This window comes from Streptomyces caelestis, from assembly GCF_014205255.1.
GTDB classification, from domain to species: Bacteria; Actinomycetota; Actinomycetes; order Streptomycetales; family Streptomycetaceae; genus Streptomyces; species Streptomyces caelestis.
On sequence record NZ_JACHNE010000001.1, the window covers coordinates 4,742,497 to 4,762,467 of the forward strand.

Sequence of the window (19,971 nt, forward strand, 5' to 3'; positions counted from 1 at the left end):
TCACCCCCCGGCCATTTGTTGCAACGCGACGAGCCGAGGCACGGACATACCGGTGCGCACCGGTGGTTTCCGGCGAGGGCGGTGTGGGGAGCCGTGTTGCGGAGCAGGTCCCGTCCGCGCATAGTTGCGCTGCGAAGGACGGCGAAACCGGGGGTGGGATCGGCGATGGCCGGGCACGGGGCGGAAGAGCATCCACATGGTGCCGACCGACTGTGCGAGGCGGGGGATCGTGTGTATTCCCGGGCCGTACGGCGGGGCCGCGTGCCGCGCCGGGACGCGGATCCGGTGCCGTGCCTGCTGGAACTCGCCCTGCTGCACCCGGATCCCGACGACATGGACTGGCTGGTGCCGACCTCCCCGCAGGAGGTCATGACCCGGCTGCTGCGCGGGATGTACGACGAGGTCAGCGCGAGCCAGCGGCGGGTGGGTTCGGCCGTGGCGGCGTTCGAGTGGTACGCCGGGCTGGGGCGTCAGGTGCAGCCGGCCCCGTCGGTGGGAGAGGGCTCGGCGATCCGGGTGCTGGACGGCCTCGCCCGGATCCAGGCCGCGATGGACGAGGCGACCCAGGCGTGCACGACCGAGGTGCTCACGGTCCAGCCCGGCGGTATCCGGCGCGAGGCGGAACTCTCCGAGGGGCTGCACCGGGCGCTGGCGCTGCGCGGCCGTGGCGTGCGGATGCGGGACCTGTACACGCATGTCGCCCGGCACGGGCAGGGGCTGCTGAACTATCTGGAGCTGATGGGCGACGCGGTGGAGGCGCGCACGCTGGACGAGGTGATCGACCGGCTGATCCTCTTCGACCGGACGGTGGCCTTCATCCCCGCCAACACCGACCGCACGATGGCCCTGGAGCTACGGCACCCGGCGATCGTCGAGTACCTGGTCACGGTGTTCGAACGGCTCTGGCGCCTGGCCATCCCGCTGACCGCCCCGCTCCCCGACACCGGCATCGAGGGCATCTCCCACCGCGAGCAGTCCATCGCCGCGCTGCTGGCGGAGGGCCACCAGGACGCGGTGATCGCGGAACGGCTGGGGATCAGCGTGCGGACGTGCCGGGCGCACATCGCCCGGCTGTCGGAGACGCTGGGGGCGGCGAGCCGTACGCAGTTGGGGGTGCGGATCGCCCAGGTCGGGCTGGATGGTCCACCGCGGCCGGCGGCTTCCCTGTCCCTCAGCCTTCCTGATCAAGGATCCCGGACTGCCCGATGAGGTAGCCGAGTTGGGCCCTGCTCTGGCTGCCCAGCGTCGCGGCGAGTTTGGCGATGTGGACGCGGGCCGTGCGGATGTTCATGCCGAGACGGTCTGCGATGACGGCGTCGGTGTGGCCTTCGGTGAGGAGGGCGGCTATGGCGCGTTGGCGGGGGGTGATGCCGTTGCAGGAGGGTTGGGGGGCGGCTTCAGGGAACACCGGGGTGGCCAGGCGCCAGAAGCGGTCGAAGGTGGTGGACAGGTATCCGACGATGGCCGGGTGGCGTATTTCCAGCGCGAGGTCGCCGTTGGGGTCGGCGGGGAGGAAGGCGACGACCCGGTCGACGATGATGAGCCGGTCGGTGACCTCGTCCAGCGCACGCGCCTCGATGTCGCCCTTCAGTCGTTCATGGTGCGCGACGGTCAAGGGGGAGTGGCGGAGGGTGTGCGGGTACAGGGTGCGGATGCGGCAGCCGCGGTCCAGCAGAGCCTGGTCGCGGTCCGTGGCGACGGCATAGGCCGCCTCGACCCGTTCCCTGGTGATCTTGGCACGAGGCTGGATCGTGAGCAGCTCCCGGGAGGCGTCCGTCATGGTCGCGGTGATGGCCTCGTTGATCCGCTCCTTTCCGCTGAGAAGCGTCAGCGTCGGGGTGGCGGCCGCAGCCGCGCGATGCCCTTCGACGGCCATGAGCGGCTCGAATGTCTCGGCCAGCCGTTCCTCCCGTCGTCGTTCGCGCGCGATCCGTTCCCCGGAGGTCCGCAGCAGCCGGTGGAGGGCGACGGCCGGCGCCACGGGCTCGAGCCGGTGAAGATCGTCGACGGCGGGGTGCAGCAGGCCGAAGTCCATCAAACAGGGCGCGGCGTCGGCCGCTGCGGCGGGTACGTGCCCTTCGCGCAGGGCTCGTTCGTACAGCTCCGTCCCGGCATGGCACAGTTCTTCCGCGTCGTGCATGGGGTGTGGCGCTGACGTCACTCGGGACATCCTCCTTTTCAGTGGTCCTGCTGCAGGATCCCCGACTGCGCTATGAGGTACCCGAGTTGAGCTCGGCTGCCACTGCCCAGGGCCGACGCCAGCTTGGCGATGTGCGCACGGCAGGTGCGTACGTTCATGCCGAGGCGGCGGGCGATGGCCTCGTCGACGTGCCCCTCGACCAGAAGCTTGGCTATGGAGTGCTGGACGTCCGTGATGCCGCCGGTAACCGCTTCGTACGGGGTGCCGGTGCTCAGTGGGACCGCGCGGTCCCACAGGTATTCGAACAGCTTGATCAGGTAGCGGACGAGGCCGGGGTGGCGCAGTTCCAGGGCCACCTGCTGGTCGTCCCGGGCGGGGATGAAGGCGACGGTTTGGTCGCAGATGATCAAACGCTCCACCAACTCGTCTATGGTGCGGTACTCCGCCTTGCCGTCGGAGAGCCTGGCCGCGTAGGCCAGTTGTTCCGGGTTGTAGCGGGCGGTGTGCTGGTACACCGTACGGATCCGCACACCGCGTTCGATAAGTGGCTTGTCGCGTTCCAGCCCTCTGAGGAGGCTGCGTTCGGACATACGGTCGCTCGGCTGGAGGGTGAGGACCTCGGTCCGGCACTGGACCGTGGCCATGTTGAGTGCGGCGTTGATACGTTCGCCACCTTCCAGCACGGTGATGGAGTCACTCACCGTTGCGATCTGGGTGCCCAGGGCCATGAACGGCTGAAAGGTCTCCGCAAGGTCGACAGCCAGGCGCCTGCGCTCGGCGATCTCGTGTTCCAGGGGGTTGAGTTGCCGGGAAAGGGCGACGACCGGGGCCACGGGGCGCAACCAGTCGGGATCGTCCGGATCGGGGTGGAGGAGGGCGAACTCCATCAGGCAGGGGGCCGGCTCCACGTCCGCACGTGCGATGCGCCCTGTGCGCAGAGCGGTGGCATAGAGACGTCCGCCCTCCTCGCACCACTCGGTCATCGCATGGGGATGTGTCCCTTTTATTCGATCTGTTGCCAAATCTCCACCCCCCAGGGTCCTGAACATGCAGGAACATGATGCATCGATTCTGTGGCCATGACGTGCCCGAATGAGCCATCGTCGTACTCGACGGGGGAAAAGGGGACCTTCAAGTGAGGACGAAGCCGACTATGCGGAACAGAATGCTTCGCTCGGTGCTTGTCGCCGCCTTCTCCGTCGTTGTGACCCTCGGCGCGCTGAGTGGCTTCTCCGATGAGAAGGGCGATGTTCGGGCGAACACCAGTTGGCCGGCGGTAGCTCAAACCAGCCACGGCGTGAACAACACCAGCTGGCCGAGTTCCGCTGCAGCGGGATCTGGGAGCTGACCGTGACCACTCCACCCGACGACCGCTCCTTCCGCCGCGAAATGGCCACCGCCTACCGCTCCGGCTGGCACTTCATCGACCTGGTCACCGCCATCCCCCACAGCGGTGACTCGTTGATGGTGACCGTTTTCGGCGAGCCGGTGGTCGTCACGCGGGACGAGGACGAGGACGTACGGGCTTACCGGTGTCTGCGGCGGCCTCGGGGGGCGCCGCAGCCCGTGCGGTGTGCCGTACGGTACGGAATGATCTTTGTGAACCTGGACCAAAGGGACCACGAGCAGGTGGAGGCCGACTCTCCTGTCCCGAGGACCATCTCTGCCACCCCCCGCAGTGCCTGACGCGATTCCCCCGTCGTAACAGATCGCTCAGGTGCTTCCCCCCGCAGCGGCGTCACCGTGACCTGAACACGGTGACGCCGCTGCAGTTTCTGGCGACATTTCGGGTTATCGCCGCGGTCACGGCCTGGCCGGATCCAGTCGATCACCGGTGTGGATTTTCACTTCGGTCAACCTCCGCATCGGCGTCGGCATCAGCCTCGCCCCATCGCCCGCGTCAGCTCTATCTCGATCACCACGCGTGCGGGATTCGGTGAGGGGGTCCGTCCGTAGCGCTCGGCGTAGCGGCGCTCCGCCTCCGCGACCCGGTCCGGTTCGGTGCGGACGAAGGCCCGGCCCTCCAGGGTCGCCCAGCGCTTGCCCTCCATCTGGCAGACGGCGACCGCCGCTCCCTGCTCTCCGGCGGCCAGCACGTGCCGCGCCTTGGCGCTCGCCTTGTTCGTGATCACCCGAGCGAGCCGGGCCGCGGGATCGTATGTGACCCCGACGGGTACCACGTGCGGAGTGCCGTCCGGGCGGGGAGTCGTCAGGGTGCACACGTGCCGTTCCCGCCAGAAGCTGAGGTACGGCTCGTCCGGAGCGCCCGGATCGACGGAGTACTTGGTCGCCATGCCCCGGAACTTAGCCCCCGTGACCCTCCCGGATCGGCATTGAGTGGACTAGACTCAACTTTGTGTAAGTCGTTCGGGTCAGTGCAAGGAGGAGAACGCGAACGTGGACGCCGAGCTGACCAACCGGAGCCGGGATGCGATCAACGCGGCCAGCAATCGGGCGGTGACCGAGGGGCACCCCGACCTCACCCCCGCCCATCTGCTTCTCGCGCTGCTCCAGGGACAGGACAACGAGAACATCACCGATCTGCTCGCCGCGGTCGACGCCGACCAGGCGGCCGTACGCGCCGGAGCCGAGCGCGTGCTCGCCGGCCTGCCCAGCGTGACCGGGTCCACCGTGGCGCCGCCCCAGCCCAACCGCGAGATGCTCGCCGTCGTCGCCGACGCGCAGGCCCGCGCCAAGGACCTCGGGGACGAGTACCTCTCCACGGAGCACCTGCTCATCGCCATCGCCGCGAAGGGCGGCGCGGCCGGCGAGGTGCTGTCCCAGCAGGGCGCCGACGCCAAGAAGCTCCAGGGCGCCTTCCAGAAGACGCGAGGAGCGCGCCGGGTGACCACGGCCGACCCCGAGGGCCAGTACAAGGCCCTGGAGAAGTTCGGGACCGACTTCACCGCCGCCGCGCGGGAAGGCAAGCTCGATCCCGTCATCGGGCGGGACCAGGAGATCCGGCGCGTGGTGCAGGTGCTGTCCCGCCGTACCAAGAACAACCCCGTCCTCATCGGTGAGCCCGGCGTCGGCAAGACCGCCGTCGTCGAAGGGCTCGCCCAGCGGATCGTCAAGGGGGACGTCCCGGAGTCCCTCAAGGACAAGCGGCTCGTCGCGCTCGACCTGGGAGCGATGGTCGCCGGGGCCAAGTACCGGGGTGAGTTCGAGGAGCGGCTGAAGACCGTCCTCGCCGAGATCAAGGGCTCCGACGGGCAGATCATCACCTTCATCGACGAGCTGCACACCGTCGTGGGGGCCGGCGCCGGCGGCGACTCCGCCATGGACGCCGGGAACATGCTGAAGCCGATGCTCGCGCGCGGTGAGCTGCGCATGGTCGGCGCCACGACCCTCGACGAGTACCGCGAGCGGATCGAGAAGGACGCAGCCCTGGAGCGGCGCTTCCAGCAGGTGCTGGTCGCCGAGCCGACCGTCGAGGACTCCATCGCGATCCTGCGCGGGCTCAAGGGCCGCTACGAGGCCCACCACAAGGTGCAGATCGCGGACAGCGCGCTGGTCGCCGCCGCCGCCCTCTCCGACCGGTACATCACCTCCCGCTTCCTGCCCGACAAGGCCATCGACCTCGTCGACGAGGCGGCCTCCCGGCTGCGCATGGAGATCGACTCGTCCCCCGTCGAGATCGACGAGCTCCAGCGCGTCGTCGACCGGCTGAAGATGGAGGAGCTGGCGATCGGCAAGGAGACCGACGCGGCCTCCCGCGAGCGCCTGGAGAAGCTGCGTCGCGACCTCGCCGACAAGGAGGAGGAGCTGCGCGGCCTCACCGCCCGCTGGGAGAAGGAGAAGCAGTCCCTCAACCGCGTCGGTGAGCTGAAGGAACGCCTCGACGAACTGCGCGGCCAGGCCGAACGCGCCCAGCGCGACGGCGACTTCGACACCGCCTCCAAGCTGCTCTACGGCGAGATCCCCGCCCTGGAGAAGGAACTGGAGGCCGCCTCCGAGGCCGAGGAGGCGTTGACATCTTCCGCCTCCGGCGGGGGCGCCAAGGACACCATGGTCAAGGAGGAGGTCGGCGCCGACGACATCGCCGACGTCGTCGCCTCCTGGACCGGCATCCCCGCCGGGCGTCTGCTGGAGGGCGAGACGCAGAAGCTGCTGCGCATGGAGGACGAGCTCGGCAAGCGGCTCATCGGCCAGACCGAGGCCGTGCGGGCGGTCAGCGACGCCGTACGACGGTCCCGTGCCGGGATCGCCGACCCCGACCGCCCCACCGGCTCCTTCCTCTTCCTCGGCCCGACCGGTGTCGGCAAGACCGAACTGGCCAAGGCCCTCGCCGACTTCCTCTTCGACGACGAGCGGGCGATGATCCGCATCGACATGTCGGAGTACAGCGAGAAGCACAGCGTGGCCCGGCTGGTCGGCGCCCCGCCCGGATACGTCGGCTACGAGGAGGGCGGCCAGCTGACGGAGGCGGTGCGCCGCCGTCCGTACTCCGTCGTCCTGCTGGACGAGGTGGAGAAGGCCCACCCCGAGGTCTTCGACATCCTGCTCCAGGTGCTCGACGACGGGCGTCTCACGGACGGCCAGGGCCGCACGGTCGACTTCCGCAACACCATCCTCGTCCTGACGTCGAATCTGGGCAGCCAGTTCCTGGTCGACCCGCTCACCAGCGAGGCGGAGAAGAAGGAGCAGGTCCTGGAGGTGGTACGGAGCTCCTTCAAGCCGGAGTTCCTCAACCGCCTGGACGACCTGGTCGTCTTCTCGGCCCTGACCAAGCCCGAGCTGGAGCGCATCGCGAAGCTCCAGATCGACCGTCTGGCCAAGCGGCTCGCCGAGCGGCGCCTGGGCCTGGACATCACGCCGGAGGCCCTGGCCTGGCTCGCGGAGGAGGGCTTGGACCCGGCGTACGGCGCGCGTCCGCTGCGCCGCCTCGTCCAGACCGCCATCGGCGACCGGCTCGCCAAGGAGATCCTCTCCGGCGAGATCAAGGACGGCGACACGGTCCGCGTGGACCGCTTCGGCGACGAACTGCTGGTGGGACCGGCTGCGGACAAGACCCTGTAAGGACGACCTGCAAGGACGACCTGTAAGGACGACGGGCCCCGTCACATCGTGAACGCCGAGAAGCGCACCAGCGCCGTCTCGGCGTTCTCGTTCTCGTACTCCACCCGCACCTGCACCACGTGTGCCTCGGCCGTGGCCGGCAGGCCGTCCTCGTGGCTCACATCGAGACAGAGCGCCCCGCAGGAGGCATCGGTGCGGACCTCCGGGGCGTTCGGGTACGTCTCGCGCAGCCAGTCGCGCACGTCCTCCCGTGGCATCCGCAGCACCGCCGCGTACGCGGTGTCGATGCCCTGCTGCACGGTGCAGTTTCCGACGTGGGCGTTCGCCGGAGGCGAGGCACCGCCGAAGGCCAGCGCCTCGGCGCAGGTCACCTTCTTCAGGGCCCCCGCGCGTGGGTACTCGTCGTCCGACAGGGCCCACATGAAGAGGCCGACGATCAGGAATCCGAGGAGGAGCACCGGCACGGCCAGGAAAGGCAGGACCAGCCGCCACCGCGTGTAGCCCCTGCCCGCTTCCCTCACCATCGCCCCCTCCGTCCGCCCTTCAGGAGGACGGCGTGCGGCACCTGGAGGTTGCGGTTGACCGGATCGTGTCAGCCATGGGCTTAGAGGGTCTGTCGGGGCTTGCCACCCCCCTCCCCGCATGGGGGAGGATGGCGGAATCCGTACGAAGGGAAATTCACGGTGACCATCGACCCGTCCTCGATTCCGAACTTCGGGGGCCAGCCCGAGCCGCAGCCGCAAGGACCGGCGGGCCCCGTCGTCCCGGATCAGGACCTCGTGAAGCAGCTCCTCGACCAGATGGAGCTCAAGTACGTCGTCGACGACGAGGGAGACCTCGCGGCGCCGTGGGAGCAGTTCCGCACCTACTTCATGTTCCGGGGTGAGGGAGACCAGCAGGTCTTCTCCGTGCGGACGTTCTACGACCGGCCTCACGAGATCGAGGCCAAGCCGCAGATCCTGGAGTCCATCGACGACTGGAACCGCCGCACCCTGTGGCCCAAGGTCTACAGCCACACCCATGACGACGGCACGGTCCGCCTGATCGGCGAGGCCCAGATGCTGATCGGCATGGGCGTGAGCCTGGAGCACTTCGTCTCCTCGACGGTCAGCTGGGTGCGGGCCGCCATCGAGTTCGACAAGTGGCTCATCGAGCAGCTCGGTCTCGAGGAGGAGATCAACGAGGCGGAGAAGCCCGAGGACGACGAGTAGGCCCAGCGGGCCCCCGGCCCAGCGGCGCGTCGGCGCGTCGGCGCGTACGAGCAGGTACGCGCTGTACGCGCCGTTTTGCCTTTTCGTGACACGGCGCTGTCGGCCGTATCCTGACCACACACGGGAAGGAGCCGTTCATGAGCGTCGACGCGATCGTGCACACCGAGTTCCCCAAGGGGTACACGGTCCTGTTCGGGGCCGACGGAAAGGTGATCATGACCCCGCAGAGCGAAGAGCACTCCAGCACCATCAGGTCGATGCAGATCGACTCCGCTCTCGCCCTCGGCCGTCACGCGAAGGTCACCTCCGACGTCTACATCGACTTCCCCGCCGACGAGAACTCCGCCCCCGACCTGGCGATCCTGCGCGAGGACGCACGCAAGGAAGGCAAGCGCTACAGCTTCGAGGACGTCCTGCTGATCTCCGAGGTCGTCTCGACCTCTTCCGCACGCAAGGACTACGACGACTGCACCGCGAAGTACGGCCGCTACGGCATCCCGATCTATCTGGTCGTGGACCCGTACGCCCAGGAAGTCGTCCTCCACACCCAGCCGACGGCCACGGGTTACATCGCTGCCCACACCCACAAGTACGGCACCGGCAAGCTCCCCATTCCCCTGGCCGACGGCCGTACCTTCACCCTCGACCTCGACGAGCTCCCGCGCCCGGAGCCCGAGGCGGACGCCGACGCCCACTGACGATCGTCTCCCGGGTGTGCAGGCGGATCGCCTTCAGTTCTCAAGACACAGCTCCGCCCATACCGTCTTGCCCACCGGGCTGCGAGGCCTCGACCCCCAGCGCTCGGCCAGGACGTCCACCAGGAGCAGCCCCCGGCCGGACTCACCTTCGGGACAGGACGAGGGCGCGGCCGTGGGCAGCCGCTTCGCGGAGGCGGCGTCCGCGACCTCGACACGCAGCAGGCCCGCAGTCGGGTCCAGAGCGAGCCGGAGGCCGAACTCCCGGCCGGGCACCCGACCGTGCTGTACGGCGTTCGCCGCGAGTTCGCCGACGACGAGGGCTACCGCGCAGGAGACGTCCGACGCCGGAGGGTAGCCCCGCTCTCCCATCCACCGGACGGCGTGACGCCGGGCGAGCTGCGCACCGCGCGGGGAGGAGGCGAACTGCATTGTGAGCGAAGGGAGTTCACGCTGCGGCATGTCTCCCGGGGTGGCGGTATCTGTCAGCACAGCCTGTTCATCCTTTATCTGCGCGTCGCGGCGCTCCAGGGCGCACGCGAGTCATCACGTTCCGTGCTCAAGAGTCGGCCGATCGTCCTACGCTCGACAGGGGGCACAGCCTTACTTGTGAGGCCGTAAGGAACGGAAGTGATGCCTTGGCCAACGGAATTGACCCCAGCGCGTCGATGGCCGCCCTGTTCGGTGCGCGGGTGCGCCGGCTCCGGAAGGCTGCGGGGCTGACGCAGGCCGAGCTGGGCGTGCTGGCGCATGTGGTGAGCACGCGGATCACTCAGATCGAGCGGGCGTCCGGAGCGAAGCCGACGCTGGAGCTGGCGCGTGCGCTGGACGCGGCACTCGGCGCGGAGGACCTGCTGGTGGAGCTGTGGCCGTATGTGTACCGGGAGGCGTTTCCGGACTGGTCGCGGAGGTTCATGGAGTACTCGGAGCGGGCGGTGGCCATCCGCGAGTACGCAGCGCATGTGGTGCCTGGCTTGCTGCAGACAGAGGACTATGCACGGGCGGTACTGCGCGTCGGCCGAACGCTGGGTGGCCAGGAGCAGTTGGAAGAGCGGGTCAGTCTTCGTCTGGGACGGCAGGAACGCCTCACCACGCACGATCGGCCTGAACTCTGGGTGGTTCTCGACGAAGCGGTGCTCAGGCGTCCCATCGGTGGGCAGGTGGTGATGCGTGAGCAGCTGGCACGTCTACTCGCAACCGCGCCCGAGTCTCACATCACCGTGCAGGTGCTGCCGTTCGACCAGGGCGAGCACGATGTCATGGGCGGCTCGCTCACGCTGCTCACCATGCCGGACGGCTCGGAAATCGCCTACACCGAGGGCGCGCACTACGGCCAACTCATCGAGGATCCAGACGAAGTCAGGCGCTTCGCACTGACCTACGATCGGCTGCGGGCGGCAGCTCTGCCCCCGCTCATGTCCCTGGACATGATCCGATCCGTGATGGAGGACAACCACCGTGGAGCGAAGGTCCCGTCCCGATCTGAACGGCGCCGCCTGGCGCAAGAGCAGCTACAGCAATCAGGAAGGCGGCAACTGCGTGGAGGTGGCCGACGGGTTCCGGGCCGTCGTCCCCGTCCGTGACAGCAAGGTCCCGGCTGGTCCGGTGCTGTGCTTCGAGGCCTCCTCCTGGGCCGGCTTCATAGCCGAGCTGAAGGCCGGGAGCGGCCGTTCCTGAGGCAGCCGGTCCCCGGTCGCCGTCCGCCTTTCGGACTCACCGGGCCCTTGTCCGCGAGGGTCCGGTCGGCCACTGACCTCCTCAAAGAACCGGGGGAAAGAACTACCCGCCCACCCACCCTCCCCGCGCCAGAGGGCGGGTGTCACCCGTGCGAGTGACCGGCTTGCAGGGTCGGGACACGGACCGTTACGTTCGCCGCGACAACCGCAAACAGAGACGGCCCCCGGCCGGGACTGGCATCCCGATCGAGGGCCTGACCGATCAGGAAGTAGTAGCTTCCCGATGGCTGACCCGCAGTCTAACGCGCCCCTGCGCGCCGACGCCGGAGCTCCGACCTCCGGCGTGATCCACGTACGCACCCGGCTGACGGCCGACTTCACCGTGATCTCCAACGCGCTCGCCCAGCGGCGCGGCAGCGCGGTCACGGTCGGTGTCGCGGCGTACATCTCCTCCTTGCCCGACGGCTCACCCGTGAGCATCGCCGCCCTGTGCGAGCACTTCAGCGAGGGCGAGATCCTCATCTCGCGAGCGCTCAGGGAGCTCGAATCCGCCGGATACCTGGAGCGCCGCCGTGAGCGGACGCCCACCGGGCAGGTGCGTACCCGGACGTACTTCTACGACGTACCCGGCGGCGACGGCCCGGACGACCCGCCCGAGCCGCCGAAGTCGTCTCGGCCCCGGCCCGCCGTCCAGGAGGCCGCGGCCCTACGGGAGGCCGCGCCCGCTCCCGGTCCTGAGGAGCCCGGCAGCGTGGCGCCCGCACTCGCCGACGCCGACCCCAAGGCGGTCGCCGTACTGACCGCCCTGCGCCGGGTCGACCCTCGCCTCGTCCTGTCCGCGCAGGAGGCCGCCCGCCTGGCGCCGGCCGTCGCCGAGTGGCTGGCGGCCGGTGTGGGGCCGCGGGAGATCACCGAACTGCTGACCGTACGGCTCCCCGACCGTTTCCGGGCCCGACCGGCAAGCGTTCTCGCCTTCCGGCTCCGGGAAACACCGTTGCCGGCGCCTCCCTCGCTCCCGCTGCACCCGAGCATCGAGCGTCCGGTCGTACTGCCCTTCCAGACCTGCGACGGCTGTGAGCGTGCCTTCCGCGCCCCGAAGCCCGGACACTGCCGGAGCTGCCGGGACCGCTTTGGCGAGGAACGCCTGCGTGCGGTCGGCTGAGCCGGTGGGCGGGTGTGCTGTTCGCCCCTGGGTGGCAGGCTTGATGTGCGACGATGCGAAACGCGGTACCTGGCAAGACGGCAGGAGGAGGTGGGGCATGGTCGACAGGTTCAGGGACGGACTTCTGACTCCCGCGGAGACGGCCTCCTACCTGGAGATTCCGCAGTCGACGCTCCATTCGTGGCTGAAGGGCAGGGCTGCCGGGGCGCCCCTGGTCCATCAGGTCGAGCCGCTACGCAAGGGCCAGCCCTCGGTGCCGTTCATCGCGGTCGCCGAGGCTCACGTCCTCCGTTCCCTGCGCTCCCTGGGGCTCCGGATGAGCGAGATCAGGGAAGCCGCCGCCGTACGGGACGCCTTCGCCACCCCGTACGGTCTCGTGTCGAAGCGGATCGCGACGGACGGCGTGGACATCTTCGTCGAACACGGCCTCGGCGATCTCCGTAGAGCCAGAGACGGTCAGGCGCCCATCCACGAGGTGGTCTCCGACTACCTCCGCTACCTGAACTGGGAAGCCGACGACGACTTCCCCTCCAGCCTGCGGCTCAGGCAGTACCCGGACTCCGTACCCGTCGTGATCGACCCGAGGTTCGGGCACGGGACGCCCGTCGTGGCCGCCAACCGTGTCGCGGTCAAGGCCATCACCGACCTCTGGGAGGCCGGGGAGAGCGTCGAGGACATCGCGTACGACTTCGACATGACGCCCGAGCAGGTCGACGAGCTGTGCCGGGCAGTGGTGCGCCTTGCCGCCTGAGTTCTTCCTCGACCGCAATCTCGGACGTCGTGTCGCGGAAGGGCTGAGGGCGTGCGGCTGGATCGTTCACCGCATCGGTGACGTCTTCCCTGAGGACGGACAGGACATCGCCGATGAGGAGTGGATCGCGCACGGTCTCGACCAGTCATGGGTGCCGCTCTCGAAGGACGGCCGGATCAAGGGCCGGGACCTGGAGATCCGGCCGGTGGCCACGATGTGGTGCGTCTAGAGCGCCGCCCTGAGCCGCTTCACGGCCTCTTCCAGCACGCTCGTCCGCTTGCAGAACGCGAACCGTACGAACGGCGCGCCCTCCTCGCGGTGGTCGTAGAAGACCGCGTTCGGGATCGCGACGACACCGGCGCGTTCCGGCAGGCCGCGGCAGAAGGCGAAGCCGTCCGTCTCGCCGAGGGGGCGGATGTCCGTGGTGACGAAGTAGGTCCCCGACGGGCGGAAGACCCGGAAGCCGGCCTCCTCCAGGCCCGCCGTCAGCAGGTTCCGCTTGACCAGCATGTCGTCCCGGAAGGCCGTGAAGTACGACTCCGGCAGCGCCAGGGCCTCCGCCACCGCGTACTGGAACGGCCCCGACGCCACGTACGTCAGGTACTGCTTCGCCGAGCGCACCGCCGTGACCAGCTCCGGCGCCGCCGTCACCCAGCCGACCTTCCAGCCGGTGAACGAGAACGTCTTGCCGGCCGACCCGATGGTGACCGTACGCTCGCGCATCCCCGGGAACGTCGCCAGCGGCACGTGCTCGGCCTCGTCGAAGACCAGGTGCTCGTACACCTCGTCCGTCACCACGAGCAGGTCCCGCTCCACCGCCAGCTCGGCGATCGCCGCCAGCTCCTCGCGGGTGAGGACCGTGCCGGTCGGGTTGTGCGGCGTGTTGATCAGCAGCAGACGGGTGCGCTCGGTGACGGCGTCGCGCAGCTCGTCGAGGTCCAGGCGGAAGCTGCCGTCGTGCGGGCGGAGCGTGACCGGCACCCGGCGCCCGCCCGCCATCGCGATGCACGCCGCGTACGAGTCGTAGTACGGCTCCAAGGCGATCACCTCGTCACCCGGCTCCAGCAGGGCGAGCAGCGAGGCGGCGATGGCCTCCGTGGCGCCCGCGGTGACCAGGACCTCCCTGTCCGGGTCGTACGACAGGCCGTAGCGCCGCTGCTGGTGAGTGGTGATCGCGGTGCGCAGCTCGGGGACGCCGGGGCCCGGCGGGTACTGGTTGCCGAGGCCGTCCCGCAGCGCCCGTACGGCCGCCTCCCTGACCTCCTCCGGGCCGTCGGTGTCGGGGAACCCCTGCCCGAGGTTGATGGCGCCGGTGCTCAGGGCCAGGGCGGACATCTCGGCGAAGATCGTCGTCCCGAACTCGGCGAGCCGGCGGTTGAGGAAGGGGCGCGCGGTGGAGGTCATGCAGGTCATCCTCCGCCGAAGCTCTGGAGTTCCTCAACTCTGCTTTGGGCCGCACACGAGGCGGGCATCTCCCGGTCACGCAAGAGCGAGGCGCCCACGGGGGGCCGCTTCGGGGGAACGGAAGGAGGGTGACGCCATGGTCTTCGGCATCATCCTGGCGGTGATCGGAGTGCTCTTGGTCGGGGCGCTGGTGTCCAAGGGCCGCAGGAACGCGTCCGGAGGGACGGCTCGTCGCGGGGCGGGGGCGTCCACCGGATCGCGTCACGACAGCGGCGGCAGCTGGTGGGCCGGGGGCGGAGACTCCGGCTCGTCCGGCGGACACCACGGGGGGCACTCCTGCGGCGGCAGCTCGTCCTGCGGAGGCGGGTCGTCCTGCGGCGGGGGTGGAGGAGGAGGTGGCTGCGGCGGAGGCAGCTGACGTACGTCGGCCGCGCTCCCGACGGGGAGCCGCAACCACCGAACGCGGGGTCCGCACCTGGGGCGGGCCCCGCGTTCCCGTGTCGGCGGGAAGTCCGGGGTTCCCGCGCCGACCGGAGGTCCGGGGTTCCCGTCCGGCGGATGCGTCGGACGTCCGTCGGGCAACTCGAAAGGGCAGGCCGTCAACTTCGCATACCTGTAGAGCAACTGCCGCCGAGGAGTGACGGACCAGCGCGTGACTCCGGCAACTGCGTGCGTCAACAGGCACTTCGTCCCGGCTCCGGGCGTGAGCCACGGCGCACCGGCGCACGCCTTCCGGTGCCGGCGCACGCCGTGGTTGAACAGGTGAGCTGTGGAGCCCTCTGAGGGATGGAAACCCTACGAACTTGGGTAAAGACGCTGTTGCGGCGCCACAGTTCATGATTCCCTCTAAAACACCAACGCAGCCTCTCGGACGTCCTGCGGACACCTTTCCGAAACCGGCCGACCGGTTTGCCCCGGGCCGAAGCACCCCGGTGTGACCGGGGCGCAGCGGACCCATCTCCCTCTCCTTGTGCGCTTGCGGAGCCGATCCATGCTCACGACCCTGAACACCTCCTACACCGACACGCGCGCGGCCGATCTCGCCTGGGCCCTGGGGCGCGAGCCACTTCCCGCGCTGGCCACGCTCGACCTCGAACTGGCAGGCGTCAAACTTCAGTTGCGGCTTCTCGGCGCGTCCCACCAGGTTCTGCTGGAGCAGGAGCGGGGCATCTGCTCGGAGACGGTGGCGTGTATTCCGGGCAGCAGCACGCCGCTTCCGCTGGGCGTCGCCAAGCGGGTGGGCGACTGGGAGTACGAGTTCGCGGCCCGGGTCGAGGTCCTCTCGCCCGGCTCCTTCGCCGGGCGCGCCCAGGAGTTGCTGGCCCTCGTCTCCGACCACCCGCACGGCCTGGCCGGCGTCTTCCCCGGCAGTCCGCACGCCTTCACGGCGCTGCTGGCCCACCACCACGAGGGACAGGTGCACTGGCGGACCTGGCACGCGTACCCGCAGGACGGGCAGTTGGTGGCGACCCGCACGAAGGTGGGCGTACGGGTGCCGGCGACTGTCACCGCCGACTGAATCTCCCCGGCATCCCCCTCACTCGGCGAACCGGCTCATCCCGTGACCCGGTCTCTGTCAACCAGCACCACACGTGTGGGTGACGAAGCGCAGTCGAGATGTGACGTAACGTCGCAACGTGATCGAGCCGCACGCGCCCGTCCCGCCCGGTTCCCCGCCGCCCTGGAGCGCCCCGGGCGGCCCCGGCGGCCCGGCGCGGCTGCCCGTCCGGCCGGGCACCGGACGGTTCCTGGTGCTCGCGGGCGTGTTCGTGTGCGCGGCCTGCGGACTGGTGTATGAACTCGAACTCGTCGCCCTCGCCTCGTACTTGATGGGCGACTCCGTCACCCAGGCCTCCGTCGTGCTGTCCGTCATGGTCTTCGCGATGGGTATCGGCTCCCTCGCCGCGAAGCGGCTGCGCGGGCTCGCCGCGGCCGGCTTCGGCGCGGTCGAGGCGACCCTCGCCCTCGTCGGCGGGTGCAGCGCGATGGCCCTGTACGCGGTCTTCGCCTGGACCGGCGACTGGGGCGGGATGTGGGCCAGCGGGCCCCGCTGCCTCCTGGTCGCCTTCTCCCTCGCGACCGGGCTGCTCATCGGCGCCGAGGTCCCGCTGCTGATGGAGCTGATCCAGCGCGTCCGCCGCCAGGACCCGGGCGGCGCGGTGGCCGACCTGTTCGCAGCGGACTACGTCGGTGCGCTCGTCGGCGGACTCGCCTTCCCCTTCCTGCTGCTGCCGTTCCTCGGCCAGCTGACCGGCGCGCTGATCACGGGTGCCGTCAACGCGGTCGTCGGGGGCGCGCTGGTGCTCGGCCTGTTCCGCCGGGACCTGACCCGGCGCGCCCGCTGGCTGTTGCTGCTCGCCAACACGCTCGTGCTGGTGATCCTCGCCTCGGCGGCCCTCCTCGTCGGCGACTTCGAACGGGCCGCCCGGCAGGCGGTGTACGGCGGGGACGTGCGCGTGGCGCTCCAGACCGGCGTGCAGGAGGTGGTTCTCACCGGGGGTACGCACGGGCGGCCCCTCGACCTGTTCCTCGACGGCCGGTTGCGGGTCAGCGGGCTCGACGAACCGCGCTACCACGAGGCCCTCGTCCACCCGGCCATGACCGGGCCGCACGCGCGCGTGCTGATCCTCGGCGGCGGTGACGGACTGGCGGCCCGGGAGGTGCTGCGGCATCCCGGGGTGGACCGGGTCGACGTCGTCGAACTCGACGAGGAGGTGACGCGGCTGGGCCGCACCGACCCGGCCCTGTCGGCGCTGAACCAGCAGGCGTTCGGCGACCCGCGCGTGCGCGTGACCGCGCAGGACGCCTTCGGCTGGCTGCGCGGAGCGCCCCCGGCGGCGTACGACGTGGTCGTCTCGGACCTGCCGGACCCGGGCATCACGGCCAGTACCAAGCTGTACTCGCAGGAGTTCTACGGCCTAGCGCGGCGGGTGCTCGCCCCCGGTGGCCGGCTCGTGGTGCACGCCGGGCCCGTCGCGTCCAGCCCTCGGGTGTACTGGACGGTGGACGCGACCCTCCGTGCGGCCGGTTTCCGCACCGCCCCGTACGGCACGGGCGGCCGCCACGCCGGTTTCGCCGTCAGCCCCGACCGCACCCCCGCCGACCGCTCCCGGGCACCCCGGGACTGGGGTTTCGTCCTGGCCGCCCGCACGGAGCCGCGACCCCGCCTCGACCCGGACGGCCCGCGCCCGTACGTCCTCACGGACGCGTCCCTCGCGGCGGGGGAACGGGCGGCGTGCGGCACGCGGATCGCCGGGCTGCCCGCGTCGACGCTGGTGCACCCGCGCTACTGAGCGGGTGGGGACGGCCTGGTGAGGGCGGGTGAGGATACTCCCGGCGGGGGCGGATCGGGGGCGAATCCCGAAGGCGGGGGTGCGTTTCGGCCCGTGCTGGGTAGAGTCCGTCGACATGGAACACGAGGTGTTCGTTCCGGTTCCCGCCGAGCGGCTCAGGGAGGTGCTGGACGACCCCGCGCGGGTCGCCCGGGCGGTTCCGGGGCTCCAGCAGGACGCCGGCGCCGAGCCCGTCACCGGGCGGCTGAAGATCAGGGTCGGCAGTCACTCCGTCACGTACCGGGGTGCCGTACGGGTGTCCCGGGGGGACGACGGGACGTACGCCGTCGAGGGCGACGCCACGGAGGCCCGCGGCACCGGTTCGGTGACACTCGCGCTGCGGATCGCCCTGCGGGACGCGGAGGACGGCACGACGATCGTGTTCGCCGGCACGGCCGCCGCGGACGGACGGATCAAGGACTTCCCGTCCGACGCGGTGGAGGGCGCCGTCACCCGCCTGCTGAACCGTTTCGCGGAACATCTGGCCACGGCAGCCCCGGAAACCACCACGCCCCTCGCCACGCAGGACTTCGAACCCCGCGCCACGACCGACTACGAGACGACCCCGGACGCGGACGACGCGGCCCCACCGCCCGCGCCTCCGGCGAGCTCCGAGGGGGGTGTGATCTCACGACCCGACGACACGCCCGCCTCCGGCCGCACGGCCGACGACGCTCGTGCCCCTGAGGCCGGCGACGAGTCCTCCGCTCCGGGTGACTCCGACGAGCCCCCCGCCCCCGCAGCCGGCGACGCTTCTGCCCCCGCCTCCGAGCCCACCTCTGTCTTCGGGAGCGATATTCCGCCGTCCTCTCCCGGGCCCTCGGGTGCGGAAGCCGAGGACGAGGAGGACGACGAGGACGACGAGGACATCGCCGAGGCGGCGCACGCGCGGCGGACGATGATCGGGCGCAGTGCCGAGGAGGTCGATCACGCGCCGCCGAGAGGGCGGTACGCGCCGGTGCCCGCGCCGCAGACCGTGATGCCTCCGACCCCGCTGCGCTGGGCGGCCCCCGCGGCGGCGCTCGCGGTGGCGTCGGCCATCGTGGCGGTCCGGGCCCTGCGCAGACGCCGCTGAAAACGCCCCGTACCGGCTGAGGCCCTCTTGATCACCCCAGTAGGGTCGTCCCGTGAGTGACGAAGACATCACGCTGACCGCGGGCGACGCGGAGGTGACCGTGCAGCCGGGCAACGGCGGCCGGGTCGGAGGGCTGCGGATCGGCGGCGTGGAGCTGCTCCGGCAGGGGGAGCGGTTCGGCTGCTTCCCGATGGTGCCGTGGTGCGGGCGGATCCGTGACGGGCGCTTCCTGGACGGCGCCGTCGTACGGCAGATGCCCCTCAACGCCCCGCCCCACGCCATCCACGGCACCGCCCGCGACGGCGCCTGGCGCACCGCCCGCACGCGCACGGACGAGGCCGTCATCACCCACGAGCTCGTCGACCCCTGGCCCCATCCGGGCCGCGTCACTCAGGTCGTCGCCCTCACCGAGGACGCGCTGACGCTGACCATGTCCGTGGAGACGTACCAGTCGTCGTTCCCGGCGCAGATCGGCTGGCACCCGTGGTTCAACCGGAACCTCGGCGGCGAGGACGTACGCCTCGACTTCCACCCCGCCTGGCAGGAGGAGCGCGGCGACGACCACCTGCCCACCGGCAACCGCGTCGACCCGAAGCCCGGCCCCTGGGACGACTGCTTCGGGATGCCCGGCGGTGTCGACGTGACCCTCACCTGGCCCGGGCAGCTGGAGCTGAAGGTGACCAGCCGACAGGAGTGGGTCGTCGTCTACGACGAGCAGGAGGCGGCCGTGTGCGTGGAGCCGCAGACCGGCCCGCCCAACGGGCTCAACAGCATGCCGCGCCTGGTCACGCCCCTGGAGCCGCTGGAGGCCACCACGACCTGGAGCTGGCGCCGCCTCTAAGCTGGGCGGCATGACGGACACACGCGGCGCGCTGCTGCAGCAGATCAAGAACAAGGCCGTAGTGCACGGCAAGGTGACCCTGTCGTCGGGTCTGGAGGCCGACTACTACGTCGACCTGCGCCGCGTCACCCTCGACGGCGAGGCAGCGCCGCTGGTCGGACAGGTGCTGCTCGACCTGACCGCCGACCTGGACTTCGACGCGGTGGGCGGGCTCACCATGGGCGCCGACCCCGTCGCCGCCGCCATGCTGCACGCCGCCGCCGCGCGCGGGCGGCGCCTGGACGCGTTCGTCGTACGGAAGGCCGCGAAGGCGCACGGTTTGCAGCGGCGCGTCGAGGGCCCGGACATCGCGGGCCGCCGTGTGCTGGTCGTCGAGGACACCTCCACCACCGGCGGCTCCCCGCTCACCGCCGTCGAGGCCGTGCGCGAGGCCGGGGCGGAGGTCGTCGCCGTCGCGACCATCGTCGACCGGGCGACCGGCGCCGCGGAGAAGATCCAGGAGGGCGCCGGGGTGCCGTATCTCTTCGCGTTCTCGAAGGACGAGCTGGGCCTGGACTGAGCCAAGACTGACCAGGGCGTGGACGGTGGCCTGGACCTTCCGGCCAAGTCTGGAAAGATGGGGCCGACGATGACGTCGCACCCCAAGGTCTAGGTCAGGGCCGAGA

The 19,971-nt window shown here is 70.4% G+C and carries 21 protein-coding genes; 15 read left to right on the forward strand and 6 right to left on the reverse strand.

Annotated features, from left to right (window positions below):
* Window positions 1-165: 165 nt before the first annotated feature.
* Window positions 166-1,209, forward strand: a complete 1,044-nt coding sequence (locus tag HDA41_RS21655; RefSeq protein WP_184986289.1) for a helix-turn-helix transcriptional regulator — start codon at window positions 166-168, stop codon at window positions 1,207-1,209.
* Here the strand turns inward: HDA41_RS21655 and HDA41_RS21660 are convergent.
* Window positions 1,172-2,161 carry a helix-turn-helix transcriptional regulator gene (locus HDA41_RS21660; RefSeq protein WP_184986291.1) on the reverse strand — a complete coding sequence of 330 codons (990 nt, stop codon included), beginning with the start codon at window positions 2,159-2,161 and terminating at the stop codon, window positions 1,172-1,174. The two genes, HDA41_RS21655 and HDA41_RS21660, sit on opposite strands and share 38 nt — an antisense overlap.
* Window positions 2,162-2,178: 17 nt before the next feature.
* Window positions 2,179-3,123, reverse strand: a complete 945-nt coding sequence (locus tag HDA41_RS21665) for a helix-turn-helix domain-containing protein (protein WP_230299464.1) — start codon at window positions 3,121-3,123, stop codon at window positions 2,179-2,181.
* Window positions 3,124-3,490: 367 nt separating this feature from the next.
* On the opposite strand from HDA41_RS21665, the gene HDA41_RS21670 reads away from it, so the two are divergent.
* A complete protein-coding gene (locus HDA41_RS21670) occupies window positions 3,491-3,826 on the forward strand; it encodes a Rieske (2Fe-2S) protein (protein WP_020269590.1) in 336 nt (111 codons plus the stop codon).
* A 191-nt stretch (window positions 3,827-4,017) separates the two neighbouring features.
* Here HDA41_RS21670 and HDA41_RS21675 read toward each other — a convergent pair whose 3' ends face one another.
* Entirely contained in the window at window positions 4,018-4,434 is a 417-nt protein-coding gene (locus HDA41_RS21675; protein ID WP_086604768.1) for a pyridoxamine 5'-phosphate oxidase family protein, read from the reverse strand.
* Between the two features lie 103 nt (window positions 4,435-4,537).
* Between HDA41_RS21675 and clpB the strand changes: the two genes are divergently transcribed.
* Window positions 4,538-7,159, forward strand: a complete 2,622-nt coding sequence (clpB, locus tag HDA41_RS21680; RefSeq protein WP_184986295.1) for an ATP-dependent chaperone ClpB — start codon at window positions 4,538-4,540, stop codon at window positions 7,157-7,159.
* Window positions 7,160-7,200: 41 nt separating this feature from the next.
* On the opposite strand, the gene HDA41_RS21685 is transcribed toward clpB, so the two are convergent.
* Complete coding sequence (locus HDA41_RS21685) at window positions 7,201-7,683, reverse strand: hypothetical protein (protein ID WP_221511576.1); 483 nt, start codon at window positions 7,681-7,683, stop codon at window positions 7,201-7,203.
* Between the two features lie 159 nt (window positions 7,684-7,842).
* On the opposite strand from HDA41_RS21685, the gene HDA41_RS21690 reads away from it, so the two are divergent.
* Complete coding sequence (locus HDA41_RS21690; protein WP_114254409.1) at window positions 7,843-8,370, forward strand: YbjN domain-containing protein; 528 nt, start codon at window positions 7,843-7,845, stop codon at window positions 8,368-8,370.
* Between the two features lie 137 nt (window positions 8,371-8,507).
* A complete protein-coding gene (locus HDA41_RS21695; RefSeq protein WP_184986297.1) occupies window positions 8,508-9,068 on the forward strand; it encodes a Uma2 family endonuclease in 561 nt (186 codons plus the stop codon).
* A gap of 33 nt (window positions 9,069-9,101) precedes the next feature.
* Here HDA41_RS21695 and HDA41_RS21700 read toward each other — a convergent pair whose 3' ends face one another.
* Window positions 9,102-9,557: an ATP-binding protein gene (locus HDA41_RS21700; RefSeq protein WP_376706807.1), complete on the reverse strand. Its 456-nt coding sequence runs from the start codon at window positions 9,555-9,557 to the stop codon at window positions 9,102-9,104.
* A gap of 176 nt (window positions 9,558-9,733) precedes the next feature.
* On the opposite strand from HDA41_RS21700, the gene HDA41_RS21705 reads away from it, so the two are divergent.
* From HDA41_RS21705 to HDA41_RS21720, 5 genes are all read left to right on the forward strand, one after another.
* A complete protein-coding gene (locus HDA41_RS21705) occupies window positions 9,734-10,648 on the forward strand; it encodes a helix-turn-helix domain-containing protein (RefSeq protein ID WP_184993621.1) in 915 nt (304 codons plus the stop codon).
* Window positions 10,611-10,742, forward strand: a complete 132-nt coding sequence (locus tag HDA41_RS41420) for a DUF397 domain-containing protein (RefSeq protein WP_230299491.1) — start codon at window positions 10,611-10,613, stop codon at window positions 10,740-10,742. Before HDA41_RS21705 ends, HDA41_RS41420 begins: the two co-directional genes overlap by 38 nt.
* A gap of 282 nt (window positions 10,743-11,024) precedes the next feature.
* Window positions 11,025-11,903: a hypothetical protein gene (locus HDA41_RS21710; protein ID WP_184986298.1), complete on the forward strand. Its 879-nt coding sequence runs from the start codon at window positions 11,025-11,027 to the stop codon at window positions 11,901-11,903.
* Window positions 11,904-12,000: 97 nt separating this feature from the next.
* Window positions 12,001-12,654 (forward strand): DUF433 domain-containing protein, encoded by a 654-nt coding sequence (locus HDA41_RS21715; protein ID WP_184986300.1) that lies wholly within the window; start codon window positions 12,001-12,003, stop codon window positions 12,652-12,654.
* Complete coding sequence (locus tag HDA41_RS21720) at window positions 12,644-12,883, forward strand: PIN-like domain-containing protein (protein ID WP_184986302.1); 240 nt, start codon at window positions 12,644-12,646, stop codon at window positions 12,881-12,883. The genes HDA41_RS21715 and HDA41_RS21720 overlap by 11 nt, the downstream gene beginning before the upstream one ends.
* Here the strand turns inward: HDA41_RS21720 and HDA41_RS21725 are convergent.
* Window positions 12,880-14,067, reverse strand: coding sequence for a pyridoxal phosphate-dependent aminotransferase (locus tag HDA41_RS21725; protein ID WP_184986304.1), 1,188 nt, complete (start codon window positions 14,065-14,067; stop codon window positions 12,880-12,882). The genes HDA41_RS21720 and HDA41_RS21725 overlap by 4 nt on opposite strands.
* Before the next feature lie 982 nt (window positions 14,068-15,049).
* Here HDA41_RS21725 and HDA41_RS21730 point away from each other — a divergent pair.
* The 5 genes from HDA41_RS21730 to pyrE all read left to right on the forward strand — a co-directional run bounded on the left by HDA41_RS21730 (window position 15,050) and on the right by pyrE (window position 19,865).
* The gene (locus HDA41_RS21730) at window positions 15,050-15,577 is read left to right on the forward strand and encodes a DUF2617 family protein (protein WP_184986306.1); all 528 of its coding nucleotides are present in this window, start codon (window positions 15,050-15,052) and stop codon (window positions 15,575-15,577) included.
* Window positions 15,578-15,695: 118 nt separating this feature from the next.
* Window positions 15,696-17,351, forward strand: coding sequence for a polyamine aminopropyltransferase (locus tag HDA41_RS21735; protein WP_184986308.1), 1,656 nt, complete (start codon window positions 15,696-15,698; stop codon window positions 17,349-17,351).
* Window positions 17,352-17,466: 115 nt separating this feature from the next.
* A complete protein-coding gene (locus HDA41_RS21740) occupies window positions 17,467-18,465 on the forward strand; it encodes an SRPBCC domain-containing protein (RefSeq protein WP_184986310.1) in 999 nt (332 codons plus the stop codon).
* 52 nt (window positions 18,466-18,517) lie between these two features.
* The gene (locus HDA41_RS21745; protein WP_184986312.1) at window positions 18,518-19,306 is read left to right on the forward strand and encodes an aldose epimerase family protein; all 789 of its coding nucleotides are present in this window, start codon (window positions 18,518-18,520) and stop codon (window positions 19,304-19,306) included.
* 10 nt (window positions 19,307-19,316) lie between these two features.
* On the forward strand, window positions 19,317-19,865 hold the full coding sequence (gene pyrE, locus HDA41_RS21750; protein WP_184986314.1) for an orotate phosphoribosyltransferase: 549 nt from the start codon (window positions 19,317-19,319) through the stop codon (window positions 19,863-19,865).
* Window positions 19,866-19,971 lie beyond the last annotated feature (106 nt).

Coding starts and splice junctions, on each gene's coding strand:
- HDA41_RS21655 (WP_184986289.1), top strand. CDS start 166: ATGGCCGGGCACGGGGCGGAAGAGCATCCACATGGTGCCGACCGACTG.
- HDA41_RS21675 (WP_086604768.1), bottom strand. CDS start 4,434: ATGGCGACCAAGTACTCCGTCGATCCGGGCGCTCCGGACGAGCCGTAC.
- HDA41_RS21710 (WP_184986298.1), top strand. CDS start 11,025: ATGGCTGACCCGCAGTCTAACGCGCCCCTGCGCGCCGACGCCGGAGCT.
- HDA41_RS21715 (WP_184986300.1), top strand. CDS start 12,001: ATGGTCGACAGGTTCAGGGACGGACTTCTGACTCCCGCGGAGACGGCC.
- HDA41_RS21740 (WP_184986310.1), top strand. CDS start 17,467: ATGGAACACGAGGTGTTCGTTCCGGTTCCCGCCGAGCGGCTCAGGGAG.
- HDA41_RS21725 (WP_184986304.1), bottom strand. CDS start 14,067: ATGACCTGCATGACCTCCACCGCGCGCCCCTTCCTCAACCGCCGGCTC.
- pyrE (WP_184986314.1), top strand. CDS start 19,317: ATGACGGACACACGCGGCGCGCTGCTGCAGCAGATCAAGAACAAGGCC.
- HDA41_RS21730 (WP_184986306.1), top strand. CDS start 15,050: ATGCTCACGACCCTGAACACCTCCTACACCGACACGCGCGCGGCCGAT.
- HDA41_RS21695 (WP_184986297.1), top strand. CDS start 8,508: ATGAGCGTCGACGCGATCGTGCACACCGAGTTCCCCAAGGGGTACACG.
- HDA41_RS21685 (WP_221511576.1), bottom strand. CDS start 7,683: ATGGTGAGGGAAGCGGGCAGGGGCTACACGCGGTGGCGGCTGGTCCTG.
- HDA41_RS21665 (WP_230299464.1), bottom strand. CDS start 3,123: ATGACCGAGTGGTGCGAGGAGGGCGGACGTCTCTATGCCACCGCTCTG.
- HDA41_RS21705 (WP_184993621.1), top strand. CDS start 9,734: ATGGCCGCCCTGTTCGGTGCGCGGGTGCGCCGGCTCCGGAAGGCTGCG.